This window comes from Sneathiella sp. HT1-7 (assembly GCF_020731145.1).
GTDB lineage: Bacteria > Pseudomonadota > Alphaproteobacteria > Sneathiellales > Sneathiellaceae > Sneathiella.
Map to the genome: position 1 here is coordinate 699462 of NZ_JAJFZN010000002.1, position 26510 is coordinate 725971.

26 protein-coding genes are annotated in these 26510 nt (G+C 56.0%); 12 read left to right on the forward strand and 14 right to left on the reverse strand.

Annotation, left to right across the window (positions count from 1 at the left end):
• Nucleotides 1-52 precede the first annotated feature (52 nt).
• The 5 genes from LKE13_RS08685 (at nucleotide 53) to ndk (ending at nucleotide 3003) form a co-directional block, all read left to right on the forward strand.
• Nucleotides 53-376, forward strand: a complete 324-nt coding sequence (locus LKE13_RS08685) for an ArsR/SmtB family transcription factor (protein WP_227950246.1) — start codon at nucleotides 53-55, stop codon at nucleotides 374-376.
• The gene (locus tag LKE13_RS08690; RefSeq protein WP_227950247.1) at nucleotides 369-845 is read left to right on the forward strand and encodes an SRPBCC family protein; all 477 of its coding nucleotides are present in this window, start codon (nucleotides 369-371) and stop codon (nucleotides 843-845) included. The genes LKE13_RS08685 and LKE13_RS08690 overlap by 8 nt, the downstream gene beginning before the upstream one ends.
• A gap of 69 nt (nucleotides 846-914) precedes the next feature.
• A complete protein-coding gene (locus LKE13_RS08695) occupies nucleotides 915-1091 on the forward strand; it encodes a GFA family protein (RefSeq protein ID WP_227950248.1) in 177 nt (58 codons plus the stop codon).
• A gap of 123 nt (nucleotides 1092-1214) precedes the next feature.
• Entirely contained in the window at nucleotides 1215-2480 is a 1266-nt protein-coding gene (locus LKE13_RS08700; RefSeq protein WP_227950249.1) for a SulP family inorganic anion transporter, read from the forward strand.
• Between the two features lie 100 nt (nucleotides 2481-2580).
• Complete coding sequence (gene ndk / locus LKE13_RS08705) at nucleotides 2581-3003, forward strand: nucleoside-diphosphate kinase (RefSeq protein ID WP_227950250.1); 423 nt, start codon at nucleotides 2581-2583, stop codon at nucleotides 3001-3003.
• 66 nt (nucleotides 3004-3069) lie between these two features.
• On the opposite strand, the gene LKE13_RS08710 is transcribed toward ndk, so the two are convergent.
• The 5 genes from LKE13_RS08710 to LKE13_RS08730 form a co-directional block, all read right to left on the reverse strand.
• Nucleotides 3070-3492: a bactofilin family protein gene (locus LKE13_RS08710; protein WP_227950252.1), complete on the reverse strand. Its 423-nt coding sequence runs from the start codon at nucleotides 3490-3492 to the stop codon at nucleotides 3070-3072.
• Between the two features lie 21 nt (nucleotides 3493-3513).
• Nucleotides 3514-4959 (reverse strand): M23 family metallopeptidase, encoded by a 1446-nt coding sequence (locus tag LKE13_RS08715; RefSeq protein ID WP_227950254.1) that lies wholly within the window; start codon nucleotides 4957-4959, stop codon nucleotides 3514-3516.
• Nucleotides 4960-5068: 109 nt separating this feature from the next.
• Entirely contained in the window at nucleotides 5069-5890 is an 822-nt protein-coding gene (locus LKE13_RS08720; RefSeq protein ID WP_227950256.1) for a ferritin-like domain-containing protein, read from the reverse strand.
• Complete coding sequence (gene bcp, locus LKE13_RS08725) at nucleotides 5887-6348, reverse strand: thioredoxin-dependent thiol peroxidase (protein WP_227950258.1); 462 nt, start codon at nucleotides 6346-6348, stop codon at nucleotides 5887-5889. Before bcp ends, LKE13_RS08720 begins: the two co-directional genes overlap by 4 nt.
• Nucleotides 6349-6362: 14 nt before the next feature.
• Complete coding sequence (locus tag LKE13_RS08730) at nucleotides 6363-9341, reverse strand: bifunctional [glutamine synthetase] adenylyltransferase/[glutamine synthetase]-adenylyl-L-tyrosine phosphorylase (protein WP_227950260.1); 2979 nt, start codon at nucleotides 9339-9341, stop codon at nucleotides 6363-6365.
• A 130-nt stretch (nucleotides 9342-9471) separates the two neighbouring features.
• Between LKE13_RS08730 and LKE13_RS08735 the strand changes: the two genes are divergently transcribed.
• A complete protein-coding gene (locus LKE13_RS08735; RefSeq protein ID WP_227950263.1) occupies nucleotides 9472-12615 on the forward strand; it encodes an AsmA-like C-terminal domain-containing protein in 3144 nt (1047 codons plus the stop codon).
• 7 nt (nucleotides 12616-12622) lie between these two features.
• On the opposite strand, the gene tyrS is transcribed toward LKE13_RS08735, so the two are convergent.
• Nucleotides 12623-13876, reverse strand: coding sequence for a tyrosine--tRNA ligase (tyrS, locus tag LKE13_RS08740; protein WP_227950265.1), 1254 nt, complete (start codon nucleotides 13874-13876; stop codon nucleotides 12623-12625).
• An 83-nt stretch (nucleotides 13877-13959) separates the two neighbouring features.
• On the opposite strand from tyrS, the gene LKE13_RS08745 reads away from it, so the two are divergent.
• Entirely contained in the window at nucleotides 13960-15081 is a 1122-nt protein-coding gene (locus tag LKE13_RS08745) for an anhydro-N-acetylmuramic acid kinase (RefSeq protein ID WP_227950267.1), read from the forward strand.
• 2 nt (nucleotides 15082-15083) lie between these two features.
• On the opposite strand, the gene LKE13_RS08750 is transcribed toward LKE13_RS08745, so the two are convergent.
• Nucleotides 15084-15743 (reverse strand): alpha/beta hydrolase, encoded by a 660-nt coding sequence (locus tag LKE13_RS08750; RefSeq protein ID WP_227950270.1) that lies wholly within the window; start codon nucleotides 15741-15743, stop codon nucleotides 15084-15086.
• Nucleotides 15744-15957: 214 nt separating this feature from the next.
• On the opposite strand from LKE13_RS08750, the gene epsC reads away from it, so the two are divergent.
• The 4 genes from epsC (at nucleotide 15958) to tenA (ending at nucleotide 18941) form a co-directional block, all read left to right on the forward strand.
• Entirely contained in the window at nucleotides 15958-16722 is a 765-nt protein-coding gene (gene epsC / locus LKE13_RS08755) for a serine O-acetyltransferase EpsC (protein ID WP_227950272.1), read from the forward strand.
• Nucleotides 16723-16731: 9 nt separating this feature from the next.
• Complete coding sequence (locus tag LKE13_RS08760; RefSeq protein WP_227950275.1) at nucleotides 16732-17877, forward strand: cysteine desulfurase family protein; 1146 nt, start codon at nucleotides 16732-16734, stop codon at nucleotides 17875-17877.
• A gap of 66 nt (nucleotides 17878-17943) precedes the next feature.
• Entirely contained in the window at nucleotides 17944-18273 is a 330-nt protein-coding gene (locus LKE13_RS08765; protein ID WP_227950277.1) for a ferredoxin family 2Fe-2S iron-sulfur cluster binding protein, read from the forward strand.
• Nucleotides 18273-18941, forward strand: a complete 669-nt coding sequence (tenA, locus tag LKE13_RS08770; RefSeq protein ID WP_227950279.1) for a thiaminase II — start codon at nucleotides 18273-18275, stop codon at nucleotides 18939-18941. Before LKE13_RS08765 ends, tenA begins: the two co-directional genes overlap by 1 nt.
• Nucleotides 18942-18957: 16 nt before the next feature.
• On the opposite strand, the gene LKE13_RS08775 is transcribed toward tenA, so the two are convergent.
• Genes LKE13_RS08775 through paaX form a run of 3 tightly spaced genes read right to left on the reverse strand, consistent with a single transcriptional unit; the run spans nucleotide 18958 to nucleotide 22063 of the window.
• The gene (locus tag LKE13_RS08775) at nucleotides 18958-19761 is read right to left on the reverse strand and encodes a phosphodiesterase (RefSeq protein ID WP_227950281.1); all 804 of its coding nucleotides are present in this window, start codon (nucleotides 19759-19761) and stop codon (nucleotides 18958-18960) included.
• Nucleotides 19762-19764: 3 nt separating this feature from the next.
• Complete coding sequence (locus LKE13_RS08780) at nucleotides 19765-21084, reverse strand: FAD-dependent oxidoreductase (RefSeq protein ID WP_227950283.1); 1320 nt, start codon at nucleotides 21082-21084, stop codon at nucleotides 19765-19767.
• A 43-nt stretch (nucleotides 21085-21127) separates the two neighbouring features.
• Nucleotides 21128-22063 (reverse strand): phenylacetic acid degradation operon negative regulatory protein PaaX, encoded by a 936-nt coding sequence (paaX, locus tag LKE13_RS08785; protein WP_227950285.1) that lies wholly within the window; start codon nucleotides 22061-22063, stop codon nucleotides 21128-21130.
• A 151-nt stretch (nucleotides 22064-22214) separates the two neighbouring features.
• On the opposite strand from paaX, the gene LKE13_RS08790 reads away from it, so the two are divergent.
• Nucleotides 22215-22916 carry a Crp/Fnr family transcriptional regulator gene (locus LKE13_RS08790; RefSeq protein WP_227950287.1) on the forward strand — a complete coding sequence of 234 codons (702 nt, stop codon included), beginning with the start codon at nucleotides 22215-22217 and terminating at the stop codon, nucleotides 22914-22916.
• Nucleotides 22917-22929: 13 nt separating this feature from the next.
• Here LKE13_RS08790 and modC read toward each other — a convergent pair whose 3' ends face one another.
• Genes modC through metC form a run of 4 tightly spaced genes read right to left on the reverse strand, consistent with a single transcriptional unit; the run spans nucleotide 22930 to nucleotide 26327 of the window.
• The gene (modC, locus tag LKE13_RS08795) at nucleotides 22930-24006 is read right to left on the reverse strand and encodes a molybdenum ABC transporter ATP-binding protein (RefSeq protein ID WP_227950289.1); all 1077 of its coding nucleotides are present in this window, start codon (nucleotides 24004-24006) and stop codon (nucleotides 22930-22932) included.
• On the reverse strand, nucleotides 24006-24701 hold the full coding sequence (modB, locus tag LKE13_RS08800) for a molybdate ABC transporter permease subunit (RefSeq protein WP_227950292.1): 696 nt from the start codon (nucleotides 24699-24701) through the stop codon (nucleotides 24006-24008). The genes modC and modB overlap by 1 nt, the downstream gene beginning before the upstream one ends.
• A complete protein-coding gene (gene hisI, locus LKE13_RS08805; protein ID WP_227950295.1) occupies nucleotides 24698-25099 on the reverse strand; it encodes a phosphoribosyl-AMP cyclohydrolase in 402 nt (133 codons plus the stop codon). The genes modB and hisI overlap by 4 nt, the downstream gene beginning before the upstream one ends.
• A 52-nt stretch (nucleotides 25100-25151) precedes the next feature.
• Nucleotides 25152-26327, reverse strand: a complete 1176-nt coding sequence (gene metC, locus LKE13_RS08810) for a cystathionine beta-lyase (protein ID WP_227950297.1) — start codon at nucleotides 26325-26327, stop codon at nucleotides 25152-25154.
• Nucleotides 26328-26510: the final 183 nt, after the last annotated feature.

The following is a 26510-nucleotide window of genomic DNA, read 5'->3' on the forward strand; positions in this document are numbered from 1 at the left end:
TTCTTGACATGCAGGTAAATACCTGCATGATATCCAGCCTAGGGAGTAGAGTATGAGTGACGACAAGACATTCAAGGCGCTGGGCGATCCGACACGCAGGAAACTGCTGGACCTGCTCTGCGAGAAGAACGGGCAGACGCTTGGGGAGTTGTGCGGGCACCTGGATATGCGGCGCCAGTCGGTGACGCAGCATATCGGGCTGCTGGAGGAGGCTAATCTTGTCTCAACGGTAAAGCGGGGGCGGGAGAAGCTTCATTTCCTCAACCCGGTGCCGCTGCAGACCATCTATGAACGCTGGATACGAAAATTCGAGCAGCAGCGCCTCGCCCTGCTGCATGACCTGAAAACGGAACTGGAAGGAGAGACTGATGACTAAGGAAAAGACGACTTTTGTATATGTGACTTTTATCCGCGCGACGCCCGAAAAGATATTCGAGGCGATTACCCGGCCCGAAATTGCCGCCCGCTACTGGGGCCATGAGAATGTCTCCGACTGGAAGGTCGGCTCGAAATGGGAGCATGTCCGCGACAATGACGAGCGCAAGGTCAATATTGCGGGCAACGTGCTTGAGGTCGACGCGCCCAACCGCCTCGTGATCAGCTGGTCGGACCCGTCCGAATATGACCTCCCGGAGAAACACAGCCGCGTCACCTTCGACCTGGTGCCGTATGAGGATATGGTGAAGCTGACAGTCACCCATGACGAACTGGAAGCCGGCAGCGGCATGGCAGCCGGAATCAGCAAGGGCTGGCCGCTCGTGCTCTCCAGCCTCAAGTCCTATCTGGAAACAGATGAGCCGATCGATGTCTTCGCTGAGCCCTGCGCCACCGGTGCGGCGGCGTAAGGCCGTCATTCTGAACGGATTATATCATGACGGAAAAAACACTATTCCGGCGGCTGCGCCTGCGGGGCGGTGCGCTACGAAACCGACAGCGCCCCGGTATTTGAACTTCATTGCCAATGCCATCATTGTCAACGCGGTAGCGGGACGGGGCACAGTTCCCTCCTGAACTTCCCGGACCGCAGCGCGGTTCAACTCGGAGGGAAGATGGCGGAATGGCGGATGCTGGGCGACTGGGTGACGTCATAGCGCTGCAATCAGGGCCGGACGGGAGAGGGAATTCCGTCCGGTTCTCTCTATTTACTGTACGACTGACTGGAATTGTGTATATAAATAAAGCATATCATTTCACTCCGTCTATAAGTTCTCCTGATGCGCCAACCAAAGATCCTGACGACAATCCAGTCCTATAGCTGGTCCATATTTGTATCCGATTTACTTGCGGGCGCGACCGTTGCCATGGTTGCCTTGCCGCTCAGCCTTGCGATTGCAATCGCATCCGGGGCGGACCCGGCGAAGGGCATTGTGACCGCCATCGTTGCGGGGTTCCTGATATCTCTACTGGGCGGGAGCCGGGTGCAGATCGGTGGGCCGACAGGTGCCTTTATCGTTGTAGTTTTTGGGGTGATTGCCGAGCATGGTTATGACGGCCTCGTTCTGGCGACCTTTATGGCGGGCATAATTCTGCTCATAGCGGGTTACTTTCGAGCCGGAAACCTGATTGCGTTCGTGCCCGAGGCCGTCGTGAACGGCTTTACCATCGGGATCGGCGTTATTATCGCTACGAGCCAGCTCAAGGATTTCCTGGGTTTGTCGGTGGTAGAAGATCCGGCTGACTTTCTGGAGAAAATCCCGGCACTCTGGGAAGTGCGGGAGACATTCAGTCTGGCGACCTTTGCCGTCGCGATCGTGACGCTTGTTCTGATTGTTTTTCTGCGCCGGGTTGCACCGCGTTTTCCGGGGCTGATCGTCGCCGTGGGGGTTGGCTCGGCTCTGGTGGTGTTCATGAATTTACCGGTGGATACGCTCGGCTCCCGCTTTGGGGAGTTGCCAAGCCAGTTGCCCTGGCCGGAATTACCGGATTTTTCCGTCTCGCGGATTATCGAACTGCTTCCCTCTGCCTTTATCATTGCCTTTCTGGCGGCCGTTGAATCGCTGCTCTCCGCCATGGTTGCGGACAAAATGATCGAGGGACATCACAGGCCGAATGCCGAGCTCTCCGCGCAGGGTGCCGCCAATATTGCGTCGGCGCTGTTCACGGGCCTTCCGGCAACCGGCGCGATTGCGCGGACGGCAACGAATATCAAGGCGGGCGGTAAAACGCCAGTGGCGGGGATCATCCATGCGGCCGTCATATTGCTGGTGATGCTACTCGCGGCACCGCTTGCAAGCTATCTTGCGATGCCAGCTCTTGCCGCGCTTTTGATCGTTACCGCCTGGAACATGACCGAGCCGCATAAATGGGGCGAGTATTTGCGCGGGCGAAAGAGTGACATCTTTCTTTTGTTTCTGACCCTTATCCTGACCGTTGTCGTCGATTTGACTGTGGCCATTGGCGCCGGGGTCTCCATCGGCCTGGCCCTGCGGTTTAGTCGACGCAAATCCGTGGAAAGCGACTGGACCCCACCGGACAGGTAAAATACGGCAAAACCCATCAAACGCCTTGCCGCCTGCGCGCGGGAGCGCTATAAGGCGCGGAAATATTCCTTCGTCCCCTATATTTAAGGTGAGTGACCCAATGGCTATTGAACGTACTTTCTCCATCATTAAACCCGATGCAACCCGCCGCAACCTGACCGGCAAGATCAACGCCAAGCTGGAAGAAGCCGGCCTTAAGATCGTCGCGCAGAAGCGCATTCGCATGACCCGCGAAAATGCCGAGACTTTCTACAGCGTTCATAAAGAGCGTCCGTTTTTTGGTGAGCTGTGCGATTTCATGGTGTCCGGCCCGGTTGTTGTTCAGGTTCTGGAAGGTGAAAACGCCATCATGAAGAACCGCGAAGTCATGGGTGCAACGAACCCCGCCGATGCGGATGAAGGCACAATCCGCAAGGAATTCGCCGAAAGCATCGAAGCCAACTCCGTGCATGGCTCCGACAGCCAGGCCAACGCCGCGATTGAGATTTCCTATTTCTTCTCCGGCTCCGAAATCCACGCATAAGCGGACACCACTCCAAAGAAAAGGCCCGCTGATCAGCGGGCCTTTTTTGCGTCTGTATACTGGCCGTTATTTCTCGCCGCTGGCGACCTCGGATTTATCGAGAAAGGTGACGGTATCGGGCAGGTCGCGTGGGTTTTCGCTATGTTTTAAATGACCATCGATCTTGGCGCCGGGCTCAATGCTGAGGGAGGCATGGACGATGTCGCCCCTGATTGTCGCGGTTGAGGTCACGGTGATTTCCTCTCCGCGCAAGCTTCCATTCACCGCACCGCGAATGATCAGGGTGCCTGCGTTAATATCTCCGTTAATCTCGGCATTCTGGCCGATGGTCAGGGTCTTTGCCTGCACATTGCCACTGACCTGTCCATCGATCTGGATTTCCCCTTCGGAAAGGAGGTTCCCCTCAATATTGAGGTTTTCCGCGATGATCGAGGGCATGGCGTTGGATTTGGCGGATTTCGTATCGGTTTTGCTGTTACCGGAAAACATGGAATAACCTCTTTCGCAGAATTAGTCGGCGGCGGCTTTCTCAAGCTTCGGCGTTGCTTTGAACGCATATCGACCGGCCTTGATAAAGTTTGCCGGGTTCTGATGCTCGCCTTCATAGATGACTTCATAATGGACATGACGGCCGGTGCTTCGACCGGTTGATCCCATCACGCCAATTTCGGTTCGGTATTCGATCTTGTCGCCCTTCTTGACGAGCGCCTTCTTCAAATGGCCATAGCGCGTCTTGAAACCGAGCCCGTGGTCGATGGTGACCATGGTGCCATAGGCGCCGTTCTTGCCCGCGAAGGTGACAACACCTGGTGCGGTGGCCAGAATTTTTGAATTTTTCGGCCCCGCGATATCAACGCCGGAATGAAAGGCGGTGCGCTTGGTCATCGGATCCCGCCGCTTGCCGAAGCTCGATGTGATATAGCCGACATCCACAGGCCGGGCGAGGGGGAGTTGCTTGAGCAAAGTCTGCAGGGATTCCCAGCGGGCGAGGCTCGCCTCCATCTTCTGGGTCTGGGCGTAGAAGTCCTGCTCCGTTTCCAGTAGCTTGACGCCGGGCACAGCGGCCACAAATGGCCCGCCTAGTCCGGCCTCTGCATCGCTGTGGCCGAGGAGTTTTTCGGGGTCAAGGCCCGTGAGGACAATAATCTCGCGCAGTGCCATCACGCTTTCATTCGTGCGGTCGTGAATGCGGCCGATCAGGTCCTTGTTCTCGCTCGAAATTTTTGTCAGGCGGGAGCGCAGCTCGCTCACTTCGGCGTTCAGTTTACCTTCGGAGTGAACGCGGCTGTTGAATTCATTTTTCAGGCTGGCAAATTCAGTGCGGGTGTGCTCCAGCTCCTTGTAAATCTCGTCCTTTGTCGAGGCATAGAGATTGACCAGCCCCCGGAGGGAGGCGATCCGTGAATGGGTCTTCTCGCGGTCAGTATCGGCCTCATCGCGCTGACGGGCGGTCTGGAACAGCGCCTTGTTCAGCTGCATGATCTCCAGTTCAAGCTGTTCGCGCCGGGCGTTAGTACTGTGCAGGCTCTCACCGAGGGTGCGGATGCGATCTTCCAGCGATTTCTTCTGTGTTTTGTCGCCCGCTTTACTTGAGGCAAATTCCAGTGCCTGCTCAACGATCTGACGGTCGGCCAGCACATCCTCAAGACGGGCATATTGCTGATCCAGCTCGTTTTGGGTCGCAATGATTTTCGATTGCGCCAATTCGAAATCGGAGGAGACTGAGTTGAAGTCAGATTGTAAGGAGAGGAGGGTCGCTTGTTGTATTGTTATTTCGCGGTATTGCAGCGCCCCCGATACCATAAGATAGGTAAATACACCGCCAAAGCCGACGGCGGCGGCAAAGCCCATCGCCTGCGCTGCAACGGAAAGCTTGAGATATTTGAGCTCACCCCGGGTGGAGATGATCACCTGACGGTCCGTAAAGAGTTTATCTATGACGGCCTTCAGCCTCATTTGCTCATCCTGCTTCTTCGTTTCGTATCAATAATTACGGGAATAATGGATAATAGATACTGATTTTTCTGTTAACATCAACCGCTGTCAGAGGCGCCTAAAATTTGCCCTATTTTGTCTGTTTTTGAGGGAGAGGTGTAGACAAGGGGTGGTAGTAATTGGCGGGCAATCCTGCAATCTCGCGTGCGGTATCGTTAAACGGAGGTTTTAAAAGGCCTTTAAAGAATTTCTGCACAAGATCCTGCCATGTCTTTTGTGCATCAAGGCCACTTTTTTCGCAAAAATGGTGGAACCAGCGGCTGCCGATCGCGACGTGACCAATTTCGTCTTTTAAGATAACATTAAGGACGTTGACGCTCTTTTCGTCACCGATTTTGCCGAATCGGGTAATCATCGCCGGCGTCACATCCAGGCCTCGCGCCTCCAGTACCATCGGCACGACGGCAAGCCGGGCGGCGAGGTTTTCGCGCGTCGCCATTGCCGCTTCCCATAACCCGTCATGGGCGGGAAAGTCTCCGTAACTAAACCCAAGTTCGGCAATCCGATCAGCGAGCAAATTGAAATGCTTTGCCTCTTCATCCCCGACGCGCACCCAGTCATCATAGAAATCGCGGGGAAGGCTCTCATTCGTGAAGCGCGCGACCATGTCCCAGGCGAGATCAATGGCGTTCAGCTCGATATGCTGTACTGCATGGAGTAACGTCGCCCGCGCCGTATCGGACTGACCTCGCCGACGCGGCATCTCCGCCGGGGGGAGAAGTTCGGGCCGCGCGGGCCTTGCGGGCCGGTCGGGCGGGGCGGTGATGCCAACTTCCATCATGCCGTTCGATGCGCGCCAGGCGATCGCCGCGCTCCGGCTTTTGACAGCCTTCTGCGCGGCGTCCGGCTCATTCAGGATGGCAACGGCAAGATCAGAGAGGGTTGTTGTCAAAGGTCGCCCGCAGCTTCCAGCACCGCGTCCACATGGCCCTTCACCCGCACCTTGCGCCAGACATTGCGGATAACGCCGTCGCCATCGATCAGAAAGGAGGACCGCTCAATGCCCATATATTCGCGCCCGTAATTTTTCTTCATGACCCAGACCCCGAAGGCCTCACACGTCGCGCCGTCTTCATCGGCGGCAAGGATCACTTTGAGCCCGTGCTTTTCGCGGAAATTTGCATGCTTTTTGAGAGAATCCTTCGAAACCCCGATGATTTTCACGCCGAGCTTGTCGAACTCTTCAAGTTTTTCCGAAAATTCGATGGCCTCGGTTGTGCATCCCGGTGTGTTGTCCTTGGGGTAGAAATAGATGACGAACGACGTGCCTTTCAGCGAAGCGAGGCTCACATCCTCCCCGCCATCGGTGGGCATATTAAATTCCGGGGCTTTCTCTCCAACGTCGGGCATGGGTCTCTCCTTTGTTAATCACCGGCGAGATGGTCATTCAGAAGCCGGTCGATATCGTCCTGTGCGGTTTTGAGCTTTTTAGCAAGCGCGTCAAAATTATCAACCTCTCCGGCTTTGGCGAGCGCATTTTTAAGGGCGAGAGGGATGCTCTCGTCGATTTTCCGCCCGCCGAGGCAAAGCTGCTTGAGCCCGCTGATATTAAGATAGAGCTTGAGAATATCCATCAGCCTGTCGGCTGTTTCTTCTGGCAGGATCCCTGATGCCTTCATCTCTTTCAGGCTGTCCATGGAATTGGGATGGAGGATGTCCGGATGCTCCGGCCCGTATTTGAGACGAAGATACTGGCAGAGGAATTCCAGGTCCATCAGCCCACCTTTCGCATGTTTGATGGCGAGCGGGTTGTCGCTGCCATGCTGTTTCAGCACCCGCGCGCGCATACTGAGGGTATCTTCGCGGATTTTCTCCGCGTCACGCTTGGTGAGCGCAATCTCGCGCAGCATTTTCTCGGTTTTCTCGCAAAGCGCGGCATCGCCTGCCACCACCCGCGCACGGGTGAGGGCCAGATGCTCCCACGTCCATGCCTCGTCCTCGTAATATTTGTGGATGCTGGCAAGGGGGAGAGCGATGGGGCCGGATTTACCATGCGGACGAAGGCGCATATCCACCTCATAGAGCTGGCCCTCCCCGGTGTGGACGCTAAGCGCATTAATATAGCGTTGGCAGAAGCGGGTAAAATAAAGACCGGCAGAGATCGGCTTCTTGCCGTCGGTGACCATATCTTCCTCCGGTGTGTCAAAGACGAAGATCAGGTCCGCATCGGAGGCCGGGGTCATCTGTCGACTGCCAAGCTTGCCCATGGCAATCACGGCGAACTCTCCGCCCGGCACGACGCCATGGGTGCGGGCGAATTCGTCGCGCACCTTGATCAGCATCGCCTCCAGAATCACGTCCGCAACATCGGAGAAGGCGGGACCGGCAGCAACGGTCGCGCCGAGGCCGGTGCCATGATCCTCATGATCGAGGATCTGCACGCCCAGGCGAAACTTGCGGTCATTCGCCCAGCGGCGGGTGTAGTCGAGGATATCCTGAAAATCCCGCGCGGTGGAGAGGATTAATTCGAGATCGGCGGCGAGATAATCCTTCGGCGGCAGCGGCGCCATGAATTCACTATCCAGCACACCATCGAGCAGCATCGGATTGCCGGAAAGGGTTTCCGCAAGTTCCGGCGCCATGCCCATCACCTTCGCCAGCAATTTCAGCAAACTCGGGTGCGCCTTGAACATGGTGAAAAGCTGAACCCCGGCGGGCAGCTTTTGCAAGAACACATCGAAACGGGTGAAGGCGGCGTCCGGGTTACTGGTATCACCAAGGGCTTCAAGGATGTTCGGCATCAGGCTGGTCAGGATTTGCTGAGAGCGGACATTGCGCGTCGCACGGTATCGGCCATGGTGCCATTCGCGGATTTTCTGAGAGATGGCGCTGGTATTCTCAAACCCAAGTTCGCCGAGGGAGACAAGCGTTTCCGGATCATCGTCCGCCCCGGTGAAGACAAGGCGGCCTGCTTTACGGTCTGTCGTCTCCTCAAACGCGAAAAGCTCATCGTAATGGCCCTGCACGGTTTCAAGCGTGGCGCGGAGGCTCTTGCGAAATTCCTCCGCGTCGTCGAAGCCGAAGAAGACACCGAGTTTGCGAAAATCTTCCGGGTCGTCGGGCAGGAGCTGGGTTTGCTCGTCATGGGTCATCTGCAGGCGGTGCTCCAACTCGCGCAAATAAACATAAGCCTCTTGCAATTCTTCGCGCACGCTGGTGCCGATCTTGCCCGCGGCGGCGAGTTGGGAGAGGGTGCCAAGCGTCGTCACCTCGCGCAAGAGAGGGTTGCGCCCGCCCTCGATCAGCTGCTGGGTCTGGCAGAAAAACTCGATCTCTCGAATGCCACCCCGGCCGATCTTGATGTTATGCCCTTCCAGCGAGATTTTCGAAAATCCCTTATGGGTATGAATCTGCGACTTGATTGCCTGAATATCCTCAATCGCGGCAAAATCCATCGATTTGCGCCAGATGAAGGGCGTCAGAAATGAGACAAACTCCCGCCCGGCGGTGAGGTCTCCGGCGATGGCGCGGGCCTTGATCATGGCGGCACGTTCCCAGTTCTGGCCCTGGCTTTCGTAATAGACATGGGCCGCGCCGATGGAAAGCGCGATGGGCGTCGCGCCGGGATCGGGCCGGAGCCGCAGATCGGTCCGGAAGACATAGCCGTCGCGGGTGCGTTCCTGCATCATGGTGACGAGGTTGCGGGCGATGCGGACGAAGCAGTCCTGAACCGAGCGGCGACCGGTATAGGTAGTCTTCGCCGCATCAAAGAGAATAATGAGATCGATATCGGAGGAATAATTAAGCTCCCCCGCACCGAGCTTGCCCATGCCAATGATAATCAGGCCGCTGTCCTTTGTCGGATCGTCCGGGTAGGGCAGGGTCAATTCGCCCTTGTCGCTCGCGGATTTGAGAAGATGTCGGCAGCAGATTTCCACCGCCGTGTCGGCAAAGGTGGACAGAACGCCGGTGATCTTCATCAATTCCCAGACTTCGCCCATATCGCAGAGCGCCGTGAGCAAGGCAATGCGCCGTTTCGCGACACGCAGCGCGGCCATTACCGCGTCACGATCCGCGTCCAACTCGCAATCCGCGTGAAGCTTATTATATATCCATTGATGTGTCCGGTCGGCACCTTCCTCGACCAGATGCCGGAGGAGATATGGCTCCGCCAGCAGGCAGCTCGATAGAAACGGGCTGTTGCCAAAAACACTGGCAAGGATTTTCGGGCCGGCGTCGGTTTCGGCAAGACGTACGGCGAAGGCCGCCAGCTCGGGGTCATTGGCGGTGACCTCCTGCCAGCTTTCAAGCCCGACCACGAGCAATTCGGCATCGCCGGGAGAGGGTAGTTCCGCCATCACATCGAGGAACGGAATTTTTTTAATTTCTGCGATATCCTGCATTCCTAATCCGGGTTGCATGCGTTACGATACAAACGTCAATTATCGGGACAGACTTTTTTTATACAAGCACTATTAAAAGCGAATTTTTAAGTTGGTCAGAACTACTTCCAGATTATTGTACCGGACCTTGATGGGGGCCGTTGTTCTTGTCTTCCTCGTGGCGCTCGCGTTGGTGGCGGGACTGTCGCGCGGGCCGATGTCACTATCCTTTATCGAACCTTATGTCGTGCAGATTCTGGAGGCACAGTATCCAGAGGTTGATTTTTCCTTCCGTAAACTTGAACTGGAATGGAACGGTCGTGACAAAAACCTGATGGTGGCGATCGATAATCTGGAAATAGCGGAAGAGAAACGCCGGGTTGTCTCCATCCCGGATGTGACGATGGTGTTCAGCGGTGCGGCGCTCCTGCGCGGGCGGATTGCTCCGGCGGAACTTGAATTTACCGGACTTAAAATACGCCTTACCCGCAACAAGAATGGCGAGATCAAGTTCGGTTATGAGCATAGCCTGATGGCCGAAGCAGGCACCAGTGGAGTAAAGACAACCAACCCCGATGAGAACTCGGAAGAAGTCGCCCTGGAGGAAGGCTATCTTGATATCCTGAAGGAACTCAGTAAGGAGCCAGACCCTGAGAGCCTGACTGGTTATCTCGAACGGCTGGAGCTCTATGATTCCGCTGTCTTTATCGAAGATGAGATACTGGGCCGGTTTTGGCGGGTGACTGGTGCGGATGTCTTTGTATGGCGCGAAGAACGGGGCCTGAGCGGCCAAGCCAGCGGTACCATCAAGGTCGGGAGCGAGAATGTCTCTGTGGTGGCGTTCGGTGACTATGATCGGGAACTCAAACGCACACAGATTGATGGGCAGTTTAATGACCTGCCACTCCCGCTGGTTGGCGCGCAGGTGGCAGAGCTGGAGATGCTGAAAGGCATTAATCTCATCTTGTCTGGACATGTCAATCTCGACCTCGATGAAAAATTCAGCTTCGATATGTTAGGGTTCGATGTAAAGGCGGGCGCCGGTGCCGTCGATCTGCCGGACTTGTATAAACAGCCTTTGCCAATTGATTCCGTCTCGGTTTCGGGGGAGGTGACAGGCGATTTCACGAAGGTCACAATCGATAGTGTGAAGGCCGAAACCCTAGGCGCGAAGGTTGATATGACGGGGGCCGTTGATATTGCCGAAGAGGGGGTGGGCCTCTCGATCAAAGGGGATCTGGCAAATTTGACCGTCAATGACCTTGGGCGATTTTGGCCCTATTCCATGGCGAGCAATGGCTATGACTGGGTGACGAAGAATATCCGCGACGGCACGGTGCCGAAGGCGAGCTTTACCATTGACCTGCCGCCTGGCGCGCTTTCGAGTGGGAATATCCCGAAAGATTCCGTCGTTCTTAAATTCGATTTGAAAGGCGGTTCGGCCGATTATTACGCGCCGCTTCCCAAGGTGACCGATATTGATGGCAGCGGGGTGCTGACGGAAACCGGGGTCACAATTACCGGCTTAACCGGTAAGCTTGGCAGCCTTGATGTAACCTCTGATAAGGTGATCATTAACGAATTTGATAAATATGACCAGCTTGCCGATATCGTCATCCGCGTGACGGGCAGCAGCCAGGAAATCTTTACCTTCCTCGATCTGGAACCACTCGGCCTCGCGTCGCCCTACGGCATTGTTCCTTCCGCCATGACGGGGACGGGAACGGTTGATGCGTCGTTTAAATTCCCGCTGCGCTTTGATTTGACGCTTGAAAAGGTCGAATATTGGGCGAAGGGCGATTTTACCGATGCGACCATCCCGGACGTGGCGGAGAATGTGACCCTCACGGATGGTGCGCTGAAAGTCGCGGTTGATCCGAAGGGTGTGCAGGTAACGGGATCGGCTGCGCTCAACGATGTGCCCGCTGACATCAAGGCGGAAAGCTGGTTCTCGGGTGCGAAAAAAGGCCATCGCCGCTATGTCTTGACCGCCACTCCCAATGACGCGGATCGCAAGGCGCTCCATCTGGAGACGTCCTATCTTGCGGGCCCGATGACGGCGGATATCACCCTTGAAACCATCCCTGACGGTAGCGCCAGCGGAGAGATCAAGCTGGATGTCACGGAGACAGAAATCCATGTGGATTCCCTTCACTGGTCAAAAGCGGCGGGTGTGGCCGGAACATTTACGGCAGAGATCAATTCTGATACGGCGGATGTGACGACGCTTTCCAATGTCGCGGTTGCGGTCGGGGACCTGACGGCGGCAGGTACGGCGAAGCTGACGGGTGGCCTGCTGACCGACCTGACAATGCCGAGTGTCCGTTATGGCGAAAATGACTTCAATGTCTCCTTCACCCAGGCGACGGCGGGCGACATGAAAATCAGGGTGCGGGGGACTCAGTTCGACCTGAAACCCTTTGTGGTGGCGACTTATGACCTGAACGAAGTGGATATTGACGGCCCGGAAAAGAGCCGCCAGATAGATATTCATGTCGATTTCGACCGGGTGTTGCTCGATCAGGATCTCACTCTTGATAATGTTAGCTCCGATATGCGCATTGACGGAAACCTGATTACAACGGGCATGGCCAAGGGCAAGTTCGAGGGCGACAAGAGCTTCGAATTCACAATCAGGCCTTCTGCAAAGGGGCGGCAGGTAAGTTTCATTTCCGACGATGCGGGGTCTCTCTTTCGGGGGCTGGACCTTTATGACGATTTCCGTGACGGCAATCTGAAACTGACCGCCGAGATCGACGATAGCCTGCCATCCCGCCCGGCTACGGGAGCAATTAATATCAAGGATGTGCGGGTGGTGAACGCGCCGGTGCTGGGCAAGATACTGACCCTCGGCTCCCTTGGTGGTATTGTTGACCTGCTGCGGGGTGATGGGATGGTCTTTGCCACGGTGGAGGGGCCCTTCACCTATGAGAACGGGATTTTCAAAACGAAGGATTTTCGCGCTATCGGCTCTATCGGGATCACCCTGACTGGTTCTGTGGATCAGCCAGCCGACAAGATCGACATGTTCGGAACTGTTATTCCATCCTATACCCTGAATTCCATGCTGGGAAATATACCAATCCTGGGTACTCTTCTTGTTGGCAAGAAGGGAGAAGGGATCTTCGGCTTTTCCTACAAGGTAACAGGCGGACTGAAAGATCCGGATATTGACGTCAATGCCGTTTCAGCGCTGGCACCGGGCATCCTCCGCCGGATGTTCTTCGAACCTTGGGATCAGGATGATATTCAGCCGCCATCAACCAACAAGCCGGACAACCGCCCGAGCCCTTAAGTGAGCGTCAGACCGGCTGGATCAGGTAGTGCCGCTTCTTGCCCGCCGAAAGCTTAATCCGGCCGTCCGCATCAAGATTATCAAGACTGACGATCGCTTTCTCGTCAGAGATTTTCTCATCATTCAGCCGGGCGCCTCCACCCTTGATCAATTTCCGCGCCTCGGAGTTGGAATTGGCGAGACCTGTCCGCTGAAATAAGGCGGCGGCGAGAACACCCTCTTCAAGCTCCGCTTTCGGGATTTCCAATGTCGGAAGGCCTTCCGCGGTCTGTCCCATTTCGAACGTCTGCCGGGCGGTTTCGGCTGCGGCCTCGGCGGCCGACTTGCCATGGGCCATTTCGGTGCAGGCATCGGCGAGGATTTTCTTCGCCTCGTTCAGCTCCGCTCCGTCGAGATTTTCCAGACGCGCCACTTCATCCATCGGGATTTCGGTGAACAGCCGGAGGAACTTGCCGACGTCAGCGTCTTCGGTGTTGCGCCAGAACTGCCAGTAATCATAGGCGCTCAACATGTCTTCGTTAAGCCAGACGGCACCGCCCGCGGTCTTGCCCATCTTCGCACCAGAGGAGGTGGTGAGCAGCGGGGAAGTCAGGCCGAACAGGGAGAATCCATTCGTTCGCCGGCCAAGTTCGACGCCATTAACAATATTGCCCCACTGATCTGAGCCGCCAAGCTGCAGGCTGCAATTGTATTTCTTCTTGAGTTCGACGAAATCATAGGCTTGCAGGATCATGTAGTTGAACTCGAGGAAGGTCATGGATTCCTCGCGTTCCAGCCGGAGCTTCACGCTATCAAACGACAACATCCGGTTGATGGAGAAATGGGGGCCATAATCGCGCAGGAACTGGATGTACTGGATATTATCGAGCCAGTCGGCGTTATTGACCATGATCGCGTCGGTCGGACCATCCCCGAAGGTGAGAAATTTCTCGAATACCTTCTTGATGCCATCCATATTTTCCTGGATCACTTCGTCGGTGATCAGCGGGCGACTTTCATCACGCCCCGTCGGGTCACCGACTTTCGTCGTCCCGCCGCCCATCAGCACGATTGGCTTGTGTCCGGCCTTCTGAAGACGACGCAAAATCATGATTTGCATCAGGCTGCCCGCATGGAGGCTCTTTGCTGTGCAGTCAAACCCGATATAAGCCGTGACGATCTCGTCAGCAAAGGCTTTATCCAGCGCGTCAATATCTGTACATTGATGCAAGTAGCCGCGTTCAGTGAAGACTTTAAGGAAGTCGGAGCGTAATTCGGTCATGGGACGTAATTCTGTTCTAATGAGGATCAAGAGCGCCATCGTTTAGCACATATGGTGCGCATTTTAAAAGTGCGGGATAGCATATGACGACAATTAAGCAAAATCACGGTGAAAACGCGCCGGTTCGTGCCCTTGGACTGATGAGTGGAACGTCGCTCGACGGGGTGGATGCGGCAATCATCGAAACCGATGGCATTGAGGTTTTCGATCATGGTCCTGTTCGTTCCACCCCTTACGATCCGGCATTCCGCGCCCGCCTGCGTGAGGTTCTGGGGAAAGAGTCGGCTCCCGCCGAACTTATCGTGGAATTTACGAAGGTGCAGGCGGATTTTGTGCTTGCATTGCTGGAAGCGAATAACCTTTCGCCCGCCGATATCGACCTGATTGGCTTTCACGGCCAGACGATTTTTCACGATCCCGCCAACCGTCTCACTGTGCAGATTGGCGATGGTGTGTTGATGGCGGAGCTGACCGGCATCGATACGGTCGCCGAATTCCGTCATGCGGATGTTGCCTCAGGTGGGGAAGGGGCCCCGTTTGCGCCGCTCTATCATCGGGCGCTGGCGACGGAGCTTGAGGGCCCGCTCGCAGTACTTAATCTCGGTGGGGTTGGCAATGTCACCTATATCGAGGGGGAGACAGTGCTGGCCTTCGATACCGGACCGGCGAATGCGCTCCTTGATGACTGGGTTTTGACCCATACGGGCCAACCCTTCGATGAGGGCGGCAAGATCGCGGCGACGGGGCAGGTGAATGAGGCAGTTCTCGCACAACTGCTCGATAATCCCTATTTCGATCTGAAACCACCCAAAAGCCTCGACCGTGATGAATTTCCGGTGGCGGCGGCCATCAACGGCCTCGGTCTTGAGGAAGGGGCGGCGACCTTGCTGCATTTCACGAGTGAGAGCATCCGCCGCGCGCTGCCTCATTTGCCCGGAAAACCCGCACGGTGGCTGTTGACAGGCGGTGGCCGCAAGAACCCGGCCCTAGTGCAGGCGATTGAAATAGTCACCCAGGTTCCGGTGGAACCGGTGGAGGCGGTTGGTTGGCGCGGCGATGATCTGGAGGCCGAAGCCTTTGCCTTTCTCGCCGTGCGGTCTGTGCGGGGACTGCCGCTCAGCCTGCCAACGACGACGGGCGTGCCAGAACCGATGACGGGCGGGCGATTTTACGCCGCGCCGTCAAAGGAACGTGTAAGGGCTTAAAGTCAGTCTTCTTCTTTATCTTCGCCATTAAGGCGCATGTCGAGATAGTCATCGACGGACACCATCAGTTTATCGAGGGTGTTTTCGAAGAAATGGTCGGCGTCGGCGATTTCATCATAATCGATCGTGATGCCCTTCTGCGCCTTCAGCTTTTCAACCAGCTTCTTGATATCTTTGCGCGGGACCAGAACATCCTGATCGCCATGAATGATAATGCCGGATGACGGGCAGGGGGCAAGGAAGGAGAAGTCATACATATTCGCGGGCGGCGCGACGGAAATAAACCCGGCAACTTCCGGTCGGCGCATCAGAAGCTGCATCGAGATCCAGGCGCCGAAAGAAAAGCCGGCGATCCAGACAGCGGGCGCATTCGGGTTATGGGTCTGCATCCAGTCGAGCGCGGCGGCGGCATCGGAAAGCTCTCCCACACCATGATCATAATCGCCCTGGCTGCGGCCGACGCCCCGGAAATTGAAGCGAAGAACCGAGAAACCGCGCTTTTTGAAGGTGGTAAAAAGGTTATAGACGACCTTGTTATTCATCGCGCCCCCATATTGAGGATGGGGATGGAGGATCAGGGCGAGCGGAGCGTTCGGATCATCGGAATGGTGATAGCGCCCTTCCAGGCGTCCTTCGGGTCCATTAAAAATAACGTCGGGCATTTCTTTTTTAATTCCTACAACAGCTTCAATATCGAGCCGAAAAAAACCTGAATATGACCCATTTTTCAGCCTGCCGCCGCGAACGACCTGTCAAAGGAATACGAATGGTATCCTTGACGGTCCTCCCGATATGCATATATCTGTTTATTAAGGGCGCTTTAAACCTCAGGTGAATTCCGCTACAAGAGCGGCACAATACAGAAGGTAAGGGCAAATGTTCAAGCATATTAGCGAAGAAATTAGCTGCGTGATGGAACGCGACCCCGCGGCACGGAGCCGATTTGAGGTTGCGCTGCTGTATCAGGGCTTCCACGCCATCGTCCTGCATCGCCTTGCCAATTGGCTGTGGGAGCGAAAATGGCGCTTGCTTGCACGGCTCTTGTCGCAGTTCAGCCGCTTCCTCACCGGCATCGAAATTCATCCCGGTGCAAAGATTGGCCGCAAGTTCTTTATCGACCATGGCATGGGCGTTGTCGTCGGGGAAACGTCAGAAATCGGCGACAATGTGACCCTTTACCATGATGTAACATTAGGCGGTGTCGCGCCGTCGATTGATTCCGATGCACAGCGCGGCGTTAAGCGTCATCCGACGTTAGGGGATGGTGTGATCATCGCCTCCGGTGCGCAGATCATTGGCCCGATCACCATCGGAAGATGCTCCCGCGTTGGCGCAAACTCGGTCGTCCTCAAGGACGTGCCGGAAAATACCACGGTCGTCGGTGTACCGGCCCGCGCAGTGAATGCCAGCAAGAAAACACCTCTGGATGAGAGATTCGCTGCCTATGGCGTCGGGAATCATGACTTGCCCGATCCGGTCTTCAAGGTGATGGACGGCTTACTTGATAAAGTGCAGTCGCTGTCCATGCGCGTGGAGGAGCTGGAAAATGAGCGCCGAGCAGAGGCCGATGCGCCGATTGCGCTGAAACCCAAGAAGAAGCCCACCACCCGCGCCGCCAGCAAGGCGAAGACGGACACTTGATCTCAACGAATGACCGCCCCGGCGGGTCTGATTGTGCTTATGGCGAAAACCGTTTATCTCGATTTTAACGCGACTGCCCCAATCCGGCCGGAGGTGGTGACCGCTATGGTTGCCATGATGGAGGCGGGGGGCAATCCATCCTCCGTTCATCAGGCGGGCCGTATAGCGAGAAACCGGGTGGAGGAGGCGCGGGCGTCGCTTGCCGATCTTCTGGGATCCAAACCGCCGGAGATTGTCTTTACTTCCGGAGGGACAGAGGCAAATAACTTCGCCCTTACAGCTTTCCCGGCTCGGCCGCTTTTTATCTCTGCCGGGGAACATGATTCGGTCCTCGCTGCGGCAGGGGAAGCAACGTTTCTCCCGCTTAACAGTGACGGTCTGCTGGAAATGGCCGCGCTGGCCGATCTTTTGGAAGCGGCGGACGAACCGGCGTTTGTCTCCGTCATGCTTGCCAATAACGAGACCGGGGTGATCCAGCCGATTGCCGATATTGCCGCTCTCGTTCATGAGAAAGGCGGCATCCTGCATTGCGACGCGATTCAGGCTGTCGGTAAAATCCCCCTTTATTTTTCTGAGCTGGGCGCGGATATGATGTCCGTTTCCGCGCATAAATTCGGCGGGCCGCAGGGGATTGGCGCGCTTGTTGTGCGGGATGGTCTTGCCGTACCGCCTCTGCTGAAAGGCGGCGGGCAGGAACTGGGCCGGCGTGCGGGCACGGAGAATGTCGCCGGGATCGTCGGCATGGGCGTAGCGGCACGATCAGCGATGGAGGGTCTTAAGAGTTATCAGGCGGTCGCTCATCTGCGCGATTCCTTGGAGGAACGGCTGCTTGTTATGTCGCCAGAAAGCCAGGTCTATGGAAAAGGGGCCCCGCGAATTCCCAACACGACGACGATTTCCATGCCGGGCGTTGCGTCGGAGTTGCAGGTCATGTCCCTTGATCTCGATGGTATTGCCGTGAGTGCGGGTTCGGCCTGTTCGTCCGGCAAGGTCAAGGCCAGCCATGTGCTCACCGCCATGGGCGCCAGTGACGAGGAGGCCGGATCTGCCATTCGCATCAGTCTTGGCTGGTTAACGACAGCGGCGGATATTGACGCTCTGGTCGAGAGCTGGACAAAGCTCTACCGCCGGAAATCGCCGAAATATGCAGCCTAACCTCTGGACAGGCGGCGACGGGCAGGATAGGTAAAATAGGAAGAGTATTCAGGAGTTTACGCCCGTATGCCGAAAATGACCTTTATCAAGCCCGATGGCACCCGTCAGGAAGTCGATGCGCCGCTTGGCAGGACAATTCTGGAAATTGCCCATCAGAATAACATCGATCTTGAAGGCGCCTGTGAGGGGAGCCTTGCCTGTTCGACTTGCCATATCATCGTCTCGGAGGAGGATTTCGAACGACTTCCCGAACCGACCGAGGATGAGGAAGATATGCTCGATCTCGCCTACGGCCTCACGCGCACCTCGCGCCTCGGCTGCCAGATTGAAATCACTGAGGAACTTGACGATCTCGTGGTGAGCCTGCCCGGCGGGTCGAACAACATGATGATCTGATGACCCTTGCTCTTTTTAACCAGCTCAAGGGCGATAACGCGGAGGCTTGGCAGGCCTATACCCATCATGATTTTGTCGCCGGCATGCAGAGCGGGGACCTTCCCAAAGCTGCCTTTCAGCATTATCTGAAACAGGATTATCTCTTCCTGATACAGTTTGCGCGCGCCTATGCGCTGGCCATTTACAAGGCCGATAACCTGACCGAGATGCGCTCGGCACTGGCCGGGGTTAAGGCCATCCTCGAGATGGAGATGGAGTTGCATGTCGGTTATTGCGCCGACTGGGGCATCGCGGCGGCGGAATTGGAGACGCTGGAGGAGGCGCCCGAGAATATCGCCTATACCCGCTTCGTGCTGGAACGCGGTATGGCCGGTGATTTGCTTGACCTGATGGTCGCGCTCAGCCCTTGCGCCATCGGATATGGGGAGATTGGCGCGCGACTTTCAAAATCACGCGAGACCAAGATCGAGGGGAACCCCTATATCACCTGGATCGAGATGTATGCAGGCGATGAATATCAGGCGCTTGTCGTGGATATGATGGCGGAGATTGATACGCTGGCCGCCAAGCGCTTTACCAAGGCGCGCTTTGCCGATCTCTCCAAAACCTTCGCCACCGCCACCCGGCTTGAGGCCGACTTCTGGCAGATGGGTCTTAATGCGGGGTAGGGTGCTAATCGCCTGATTACATCTCGCCGTCGAGGGTCCAGGCGACGTCATAATCCTTTACATAGTCGCTATGGGTGACGAGGCCGCCAGCCTCCGTCCAGTAGTGCAGCAGATATTCAGGCGGCTCGAAGGTGGTGCCGAGGGCGTTATTTTCGCCCAGTAGCAGCCGCACCTGATGTGAAGTAGATGGGCAGGTCTGCACCAGCGTACCGCCGACCAGCTTCTGGATAGCGCGATGCAGATGGCCACAGAGGACGCGTTCGATATGATCATGACGCGCAACGACTTCTGCAAACTCCGCCATATCGAGAAGGCCCATCTCATCCATACTGGTAAGGCCGGTCTTGAACGGCGGGTGATGGAGCATGATAACCACGGGCCGCGCGGTTTCGGCCTTTAGTTCCTGATCCAGCCAGTCAAGTTGCTCCTCGCCGAGGCGACCTTGTGGTTTCCCGTGGATATTGGTGTCGAGACAGATAAATTTAAGCGGCCAGCCGTCCACCACGTAATTCAGCTTGCCCTCTTTCGGCAAGTAATCATGCTCGGGGAACATTTCCCGCAAAAGCGAGCAGTCATCATGATTGCCGGGCAAGAGATACACCGGCATCTCGAAGGTGGGAAGGATATCACGCAGGACTTCATATTCTTCCCGCTTGGCGGTGTTCACCAAATCTCCGGTGAGGAAGACAATATCGGGGCGGTTGACACTGTTGTTGACGTGTCGTGCGGCGTCAATCAGTTTATCGGCGGGATGATAGAGTTCATTAAACTCGTCTTCCGGCACCACGACATGGCAATCGCTGAGTTGAGCAATCAGCATATCCTATCCTTCTTCCTTCACAATAGAGAGCATATCACGGGTCCGGACAAATTTCTTCCTCGGAGATGTGCCGCCGCCGCGAGCCACTTCTGCTTCGTCTATTTTCTTCCAGTCGTCAAAAGAGACAGTGTGGATATCTTTCTCCCGGCACCAGGCATCCAGCCCTGCGGGACCCGGCTTCGCGGGATCACAGCCGTCGTCAAAATCGGCGAGCATTCGGTCAACCACATTCTGACTGTCGATACGGTTGGTGCCGATGGTGCCAGATGGGCCGCGCTTCGCCCAGCCGACCACATAGAGACCGTCGGCGACGCGTCCTTCGTCATTCTTGATGATGCCTTTTTCAACGGGCAGTCCTTCAAGAATACCCATCTCATAGCCGATGCAGGAGACGAGAAGCTGGCAGTCTATCTCATAGGTCTCGCCGGTGCCGACGGCCTTCCCATCGACAATTTTATTCCGTTCGAAACGGACACCGGTGATCGCCTCATCGCCCAGAATCTCGACGGGGCTTGCCAGAAAATCGAGATGGATAGAGCGGCCTTCTATTCCTGGGCGGATCTGCTCGAAACTACGAAGGAGGTCGAGATTGGTGTTGACGACTTTCTCTTCCTTTTTATCCTCGGAAGTGAACCCCTCGGGCAGGGCGGTCTTGTCCGTATAGGTTTTGGCGGAGGTCAGCTCGGCAAACTCGCCCAGTTCCTTTGATGAGAACTGCGCATTTTCCGGCGCTCGTCGTCCTACCACATGGACCCGTTTGAGCGGGCTTCTGAATATCTCGCTGGCGGCATGTTCGGCGAGATCGGAGGTAACCATTTCATCCTCCGTCCGCATCAGGATGCGTGCGACATCAAGGGCAACGTTGCCATTGCCGATCACGACCGCCGTTTCGATTTCAAGGTTGGGCACCGCATCGCGATATTCCGGATGACCATTGTACCAATAGACGAAGGTCTGCGCGCCGAAAACGCCTTCCTTGTCTTCACCGGGGATGCCGAGATTGCGATCCTTCGGCGTACCGGTTGCGATGACCACCACGTCATAAATCTCCCGCAGCTTTTCCAGCGGGATATCGGCGGAAAGGCCAACATTGCCAACGAAGCGGACATTGTCATTTTCCATGATCTTGTCATAGGCGCGGGTGACATTCTTGGTGGTCTGGTGATCCGGGGCGACCCCGGCCCGCACCAGCCCGTAGGGCGTGGCCAGCTTGTCGATGATATCGATCTGGCTTTCGGGGTTTTTCTTGACGATGGCACCCGCCGTGTACATACCCGCCGGACCGGAGCCGACGATACAAATCTTCAATTTCCCTGCAGACATTTTCCCAAGCTCATTCTTGTTTTTGAAATATCGTTATACGGAACTAGCGTTTTTTCAATCCACCAAAGCGCCGGTAAAATTCTTCCGAGGCGGGCGGTAGTCTCCCTGTCTCATTTTCAAGTATCGTCATCAAATATGTCTCTGCTCCCTCCCAGACCAGATCATAGATGGTCCGAAACAAGCTGCGTGCCTGATTTCCGTTCCATCCCTTCGGCAGTAATTCCGCAGGTAACATCGGGTCTCGCAAGAGCACCCGACGGTAATCATGCACCAAGAGGCTACGAATGATAAAACATTTTTTTTCGTCAAGACTTGGGGCCCGTCCCTCACCATCGGCGAAGCGGCCGAAATGATGGATAAAGCGGGCGTAGTCGGCCTCCAGCTCCTTGAGGGCCCAGCCCTTTGCTACGAGGATTTCCGGCGCGTCGAATGGCGCAGCCCCGGTGCCGGTCGCGCGTAAGGCCGTGACTTTCCCCGCAAGATCAAGATCGCTGAGCAGACTATCGACGCTTTCGGCGCTTGCCGTCGGATGGGCATAAATGCCGCCGCCGAGATTGCCAAAGCCGAGCCAGCCAAGTTCCGTCTCCAGCTTGCGGCGGTCTTTCTCGGCAAGCTCCCGCCGGAGGGCGAAAAGGAACAACCAGTTGCCGTCCCATGAGATATCCCCCGATGCATAGATACGGCGGGTTGCCTCGGCAAAACGATGGCCGCCGGTCTTTGTCAGGCGATAGAAGCTGCGCCGTCCGATCTGGTTGGAGGCGAGCAATCTTTCCTTCTGCAGACGGAAGACAGCAGTGCGGACCACACGCTCGTTCAGGCCGAGCGGCGCGACGAGATTGATCAAGCTACCGAGCCAGACCGTGCCGCCATGCGGCGCAACCGCGTCGCCCCAGACCGTCACGAGCAGAGATTTCGCCTTTAAATCGAGCTTGCTGAATAGCGGCGTGATCATTGGATCGGTGGCAAGAGGCTTGTTCATGCACTGCCCTTTCCGCCCGGATGATAATACCGGTCCCTGATCCCGCGTGAATGCGCCAATTTTAGCCCTTAGCTTCCTGTTTTTATTTTTCGTATTATCCTTTATAGTCTGTTCCGATCCAACGCGACAAGAGGGGCTCTGTTTCAGGGATATGCAAAATCTTGATAAGATAGAACTGCTGAGCGAACTCACGCCTCAGGAACGGATGGACATTGCCGCGAAATGCAACTGGCGGACCTATGGCGCGAATGAACAGATTCTGGAGCGGTCAACAGACAGCCGCGATATGTATTTCGTCGTCTCGGGAAGCGTCAATATCGTCAATTATGGTGTCTCCGGGCGGGAGGTGACTTACGCCACCGTGGGTGAGGGGCAGTATTTCGGTGAACTGTCGGCGATTGACGGCCGCGCCCGTTCGGCCAATGTGGTGGCAAGTTCGCGCTGCCTGCTAGCGAGCCTCAGCCCGGAACTGTTTCGTGATCTCTTGATGCGCAACCCTGCAATCATGATGGCGGTGCTGCAGCGGCTTGCGCGGATTATCCGTATCAATGACGATCGTATCCTCGATCTTTCGACCTTGGGCGCAGTGCAGCGGGTCTGTCAGGAACTGCTCCGCATGGCGGAGCCCGATCCGGTGACACCGAACAGTTGGCTGATCTATCCGATGCCAACCCAGAGTGTGATTGCCAGCCGTGTCTCGACAACGCGCGAGACGGTGGCGCGCGTCCTCGGCCAACTCGGCCATGAGGGGATGGTCCTTAAAAAAGGGAAGACGCTTTATCTGAAGGATCGCGGCGCGATTGAGGATTATATCAAGACCCTCGCCATGACGCCGAGCCAGAGTAACCGCTAAGCTTTCCCGTAAATCAGGATCGGCTGATCGTGACCGCTTTCACGAGTGCCCAGACGGGGCTGTCCTTTTTGAGCTTCATTTCCTCAAATGATTTGCGGGTGATCCGCGCGGTCAGGGGGAAGCCGACATCAAGAAGCAATTCTTCCATCCCTTGTGCACCACTGCAATGATCGATCACGCGGCCCTTGAAACGATTGAGGATCGAGATGGATTTTGGCTCTGTCTCGGACAGAGCGACATCACGCGCACGGATACGCAGGCGCACGGGACTGCCTATCTCCTTCGCGCTGCCCGTGATATAGAGCTTGCCGCCGCTCTCTGTTTTCAGAGTGAGCATATGATGGCCGGGCTCGTAGACGGTGACTGTCGCCTCGATCAAGGTGCCCGCATCATATCCCCCCGCGAAGGGAATAAGATCGAGCCGGTTCAGGATGTTGCTGATCGGACCGACGGCCTTCATCTCCCCCTTGTCGAGCAGCAGTAGTGTATCGGCAAGACGGGCAATTTCCTCAATCGAGTGGGAGATATAGAGGGTGGTGAGGTTGAATTCTGATTTCAAATCCTCGATCAGCGGGAGAATTTCTGCCTTGCGCGCGTCATCAAGACTGGAAAGCGGCTCATCCATGACCAGGATTTTCGGATTGCTGAGGATTGCCCGACCGATGGCGACCCGCTGACGTTCGCCCCCCGAAAGAGAGGCGGGCTTGCGCTCCAGTAGGGCAGTGAGACCAAGAATATCGACGACTTTATCAAAGGAAACAGGGGGGGCTTTTCCAGCGCGACGACCGCTGCCATAGGTGAGGTTGCCGCGCACGGAAAAATGCGGGAACAGGCGATGCTCTTGAAAAACAAAGCCGATATGTCGCTGATGCGCGGGGACATTAATGCCCTTCGCGCTGCTGAACAGCGTGCGGCCGGCAATCTCGATATGACCCTCATCGGGGGTTACCAGACCAGCCAGCATCTGCGCGAGCAGGGTTTTTCCTGCACCCGATGGACCGAAGAGGGCGGTCAGTCCATCTTCCGCGTTGAACTCTGCGTTCAGGTGAAAGCGGCCGAAGGATTTTTTAAGGCGGATATCAGAGGCCATCAGATTCCCCCACCCAACCGGCGGACAGAACGGCGGGTCAGCCATTCGGAGAGGGCAATCGCGGCAAAGGCCAGCACGACAGATATAATGACCAGTCGCCAGACTGCCGTTTCCGCATTTGGGGTCTGCAAGAGCGTATAAATTGCGAGTGGCAGGGTCTGTGTCTCCCCCGGGATATTTGCAACAAAAGTAATGGTCGCGCCAAACTCCCCGAGCGCGCGCGCAAAGCCCAAGGTTATCCCGGCCAGAATACCCGGCAAAATAAGCGGCAGTGTGATGGTTAGGAAAACCATGAAGGGCGGCCGGCCGAGGGTGAGGGCGGCAACCTCAAGGGTCCTGTCCACGGCCTCGATCGCCTGACGGATGGCGCGGGTGATGAAGGGAAAGGCCATCACAGCAGTGGCCGCGACCACACCTTTCCAGTTGAAAATCAGGGAAATGCCGAAATACTCCAGCAGCCAGCCGCCGATCGGTCCGCGATTGCCAAGCAGGACCAAAAGGAAGTAGCCAACCACCACCGGCGGCAGAACTATCGGGAGATGCACCAGCACGTTAAGGGCCGTCTTGCCGTAAAACTCCCGCCGCGCCAGCAGCCACGCCATCACAAGGGCGGGGAGCAATGAAATGCCGACGCACCAGAGCGCGACTTTCAGGGAAAGCAAGATCACCTCCAGCTCTGCCGGGGAGATACTCATGTTGTGGGGGTCTTGCCCCCGTAGATCTCCTCGGGGGAAATCTCCACCTCGCTGATAATCTCGATCTTCCCGTCGCGTACGCTCTGGAAGAAGCAGTTATGACGCCCGGTATGGCAGGCAACCCCGGTCTGTTCGACCAGCAACAGAAGCGTATCGCCGTCACAATCGATGCGGAAATCTACAAGTCGTTGCACATGGCCAGAAGATTCCCCCTTACGCCAGAGCTTTCCGCGCGAACGTGACCAGTAGCAAACCTGTCCTTTTTCGAGGGTTTCCTGAACGGCATCGCGATTCATCCAGGCCATCATCAGGACTTCGCCTGTGTCATGCTGTTGCGCAATCGCGGGAACCAGGCCATTCGCGTCAAAGGTAATATTGTTAAGTATGTTGCTGTCCATGTAAAATTTGCATCCAATTTTATCGAATCACTTTCCGATTCGTCATATTATACTATTTTGCCGCGTTTAGCCGATCGAAGCCGCTCTTTAAATCTGCTATCAGGTCATCGACCGACTCCAGCCCAACATGAACCCGGATCAGCGGATTTTTATTGTCCCATTTCGTGGCAGTACGCACACTCGTCGGGTCAGCGGGAAGGATCAGACTTTCATACCCGCCCCAGGACGATCCCATGCCGAAAAGTTCCAGATGATCGAGAAAAGCGGCGAGCGCATCGTTCGAAATTTCATGAAGTCGGAAAGAGAACAGTCCGGAAGCGCCAAGAAAATCACGCTTCCACAGGGCGTGGCCTGGATCATCCGACAGGGCAGGGTGAAAAACCTCTGCCACTTCCTTGCGACCCTTCAGCCATTCGGCAATTGCTATACCGTTTTCCATATGCTGTTTCAGACGCACAGATAGAGTGCGGATACCACGCTGCGCCAAGTAGACATCGTCCGGCCCCGTCGTTTGGCCGAGCAAGTTTGCGCCTTTCTGGAGGGTTGGCCAGCAGTCCTTCGTTGTTGTGACAAGACCGATCATCACATCGCTATGGCCGACGATATATTTCGTGCCGGCCTGAACCGAGACATCTACACCATGATCGAACGGTTTATAGAAGAGCGGAGAGGCCCAGGTGTTATCCATCACGACCAGTGCATCCCTTGAATGCGCTACGTCCGCGATGGCCGGGATATCCTGCATCTCGAAGGTGAGGGAGCCGGGTGACTCGACATAAACAAGCCGGGTATTGGGGCGTATGAGGTCTGCAATACCCGCGCCGACATGCGGATCATAATAGGTTGTTTCTACCCCAAAACGCTTCAGATATCCGTCGCAGAAAGACCGGACAGGGCTGTAGACAGTGTCGAGCATGAGGATGTGGTCCCCGGCCTCTACGAAAGCAAGGATCGCGTTGGCGCAAGCCGCCATGCCGGAGGGGAAAACCTGTGCGCGATAGCCGCCTTCCAGTTCCGCAACCGCATCTTCCAGCGACCAGGTTGTTGGAGTGCCAATACGGCCGTATGAGACAACCCGTTCGCCTGCGGCACGGGCGGCATGGGCTTCCTGTCGCGCCTTCAATGACGGAAAGAGAACGGTCGAAGCGTGATAGACTGGTACGTTTACGATGCCGAAATTGGATTCTGGATCGCGCCCGGCGGTAACAATTTTTGTTTCATCTTTCATGGGAAGGAGCAGCCCTTTGATTTGTTTTTGCAATTGCTATTTGCATATAGGATGGGCGCTTAAGTTAAAAGTGCAAAATTTTTCGGGAATGACGCTACGGAAAGTAAATTATTTCGCACTTGCAGCATATTTTTCCATTGACGCATGTTATAAAAATATTATCGTCAAGGACTTAGAGGGTCA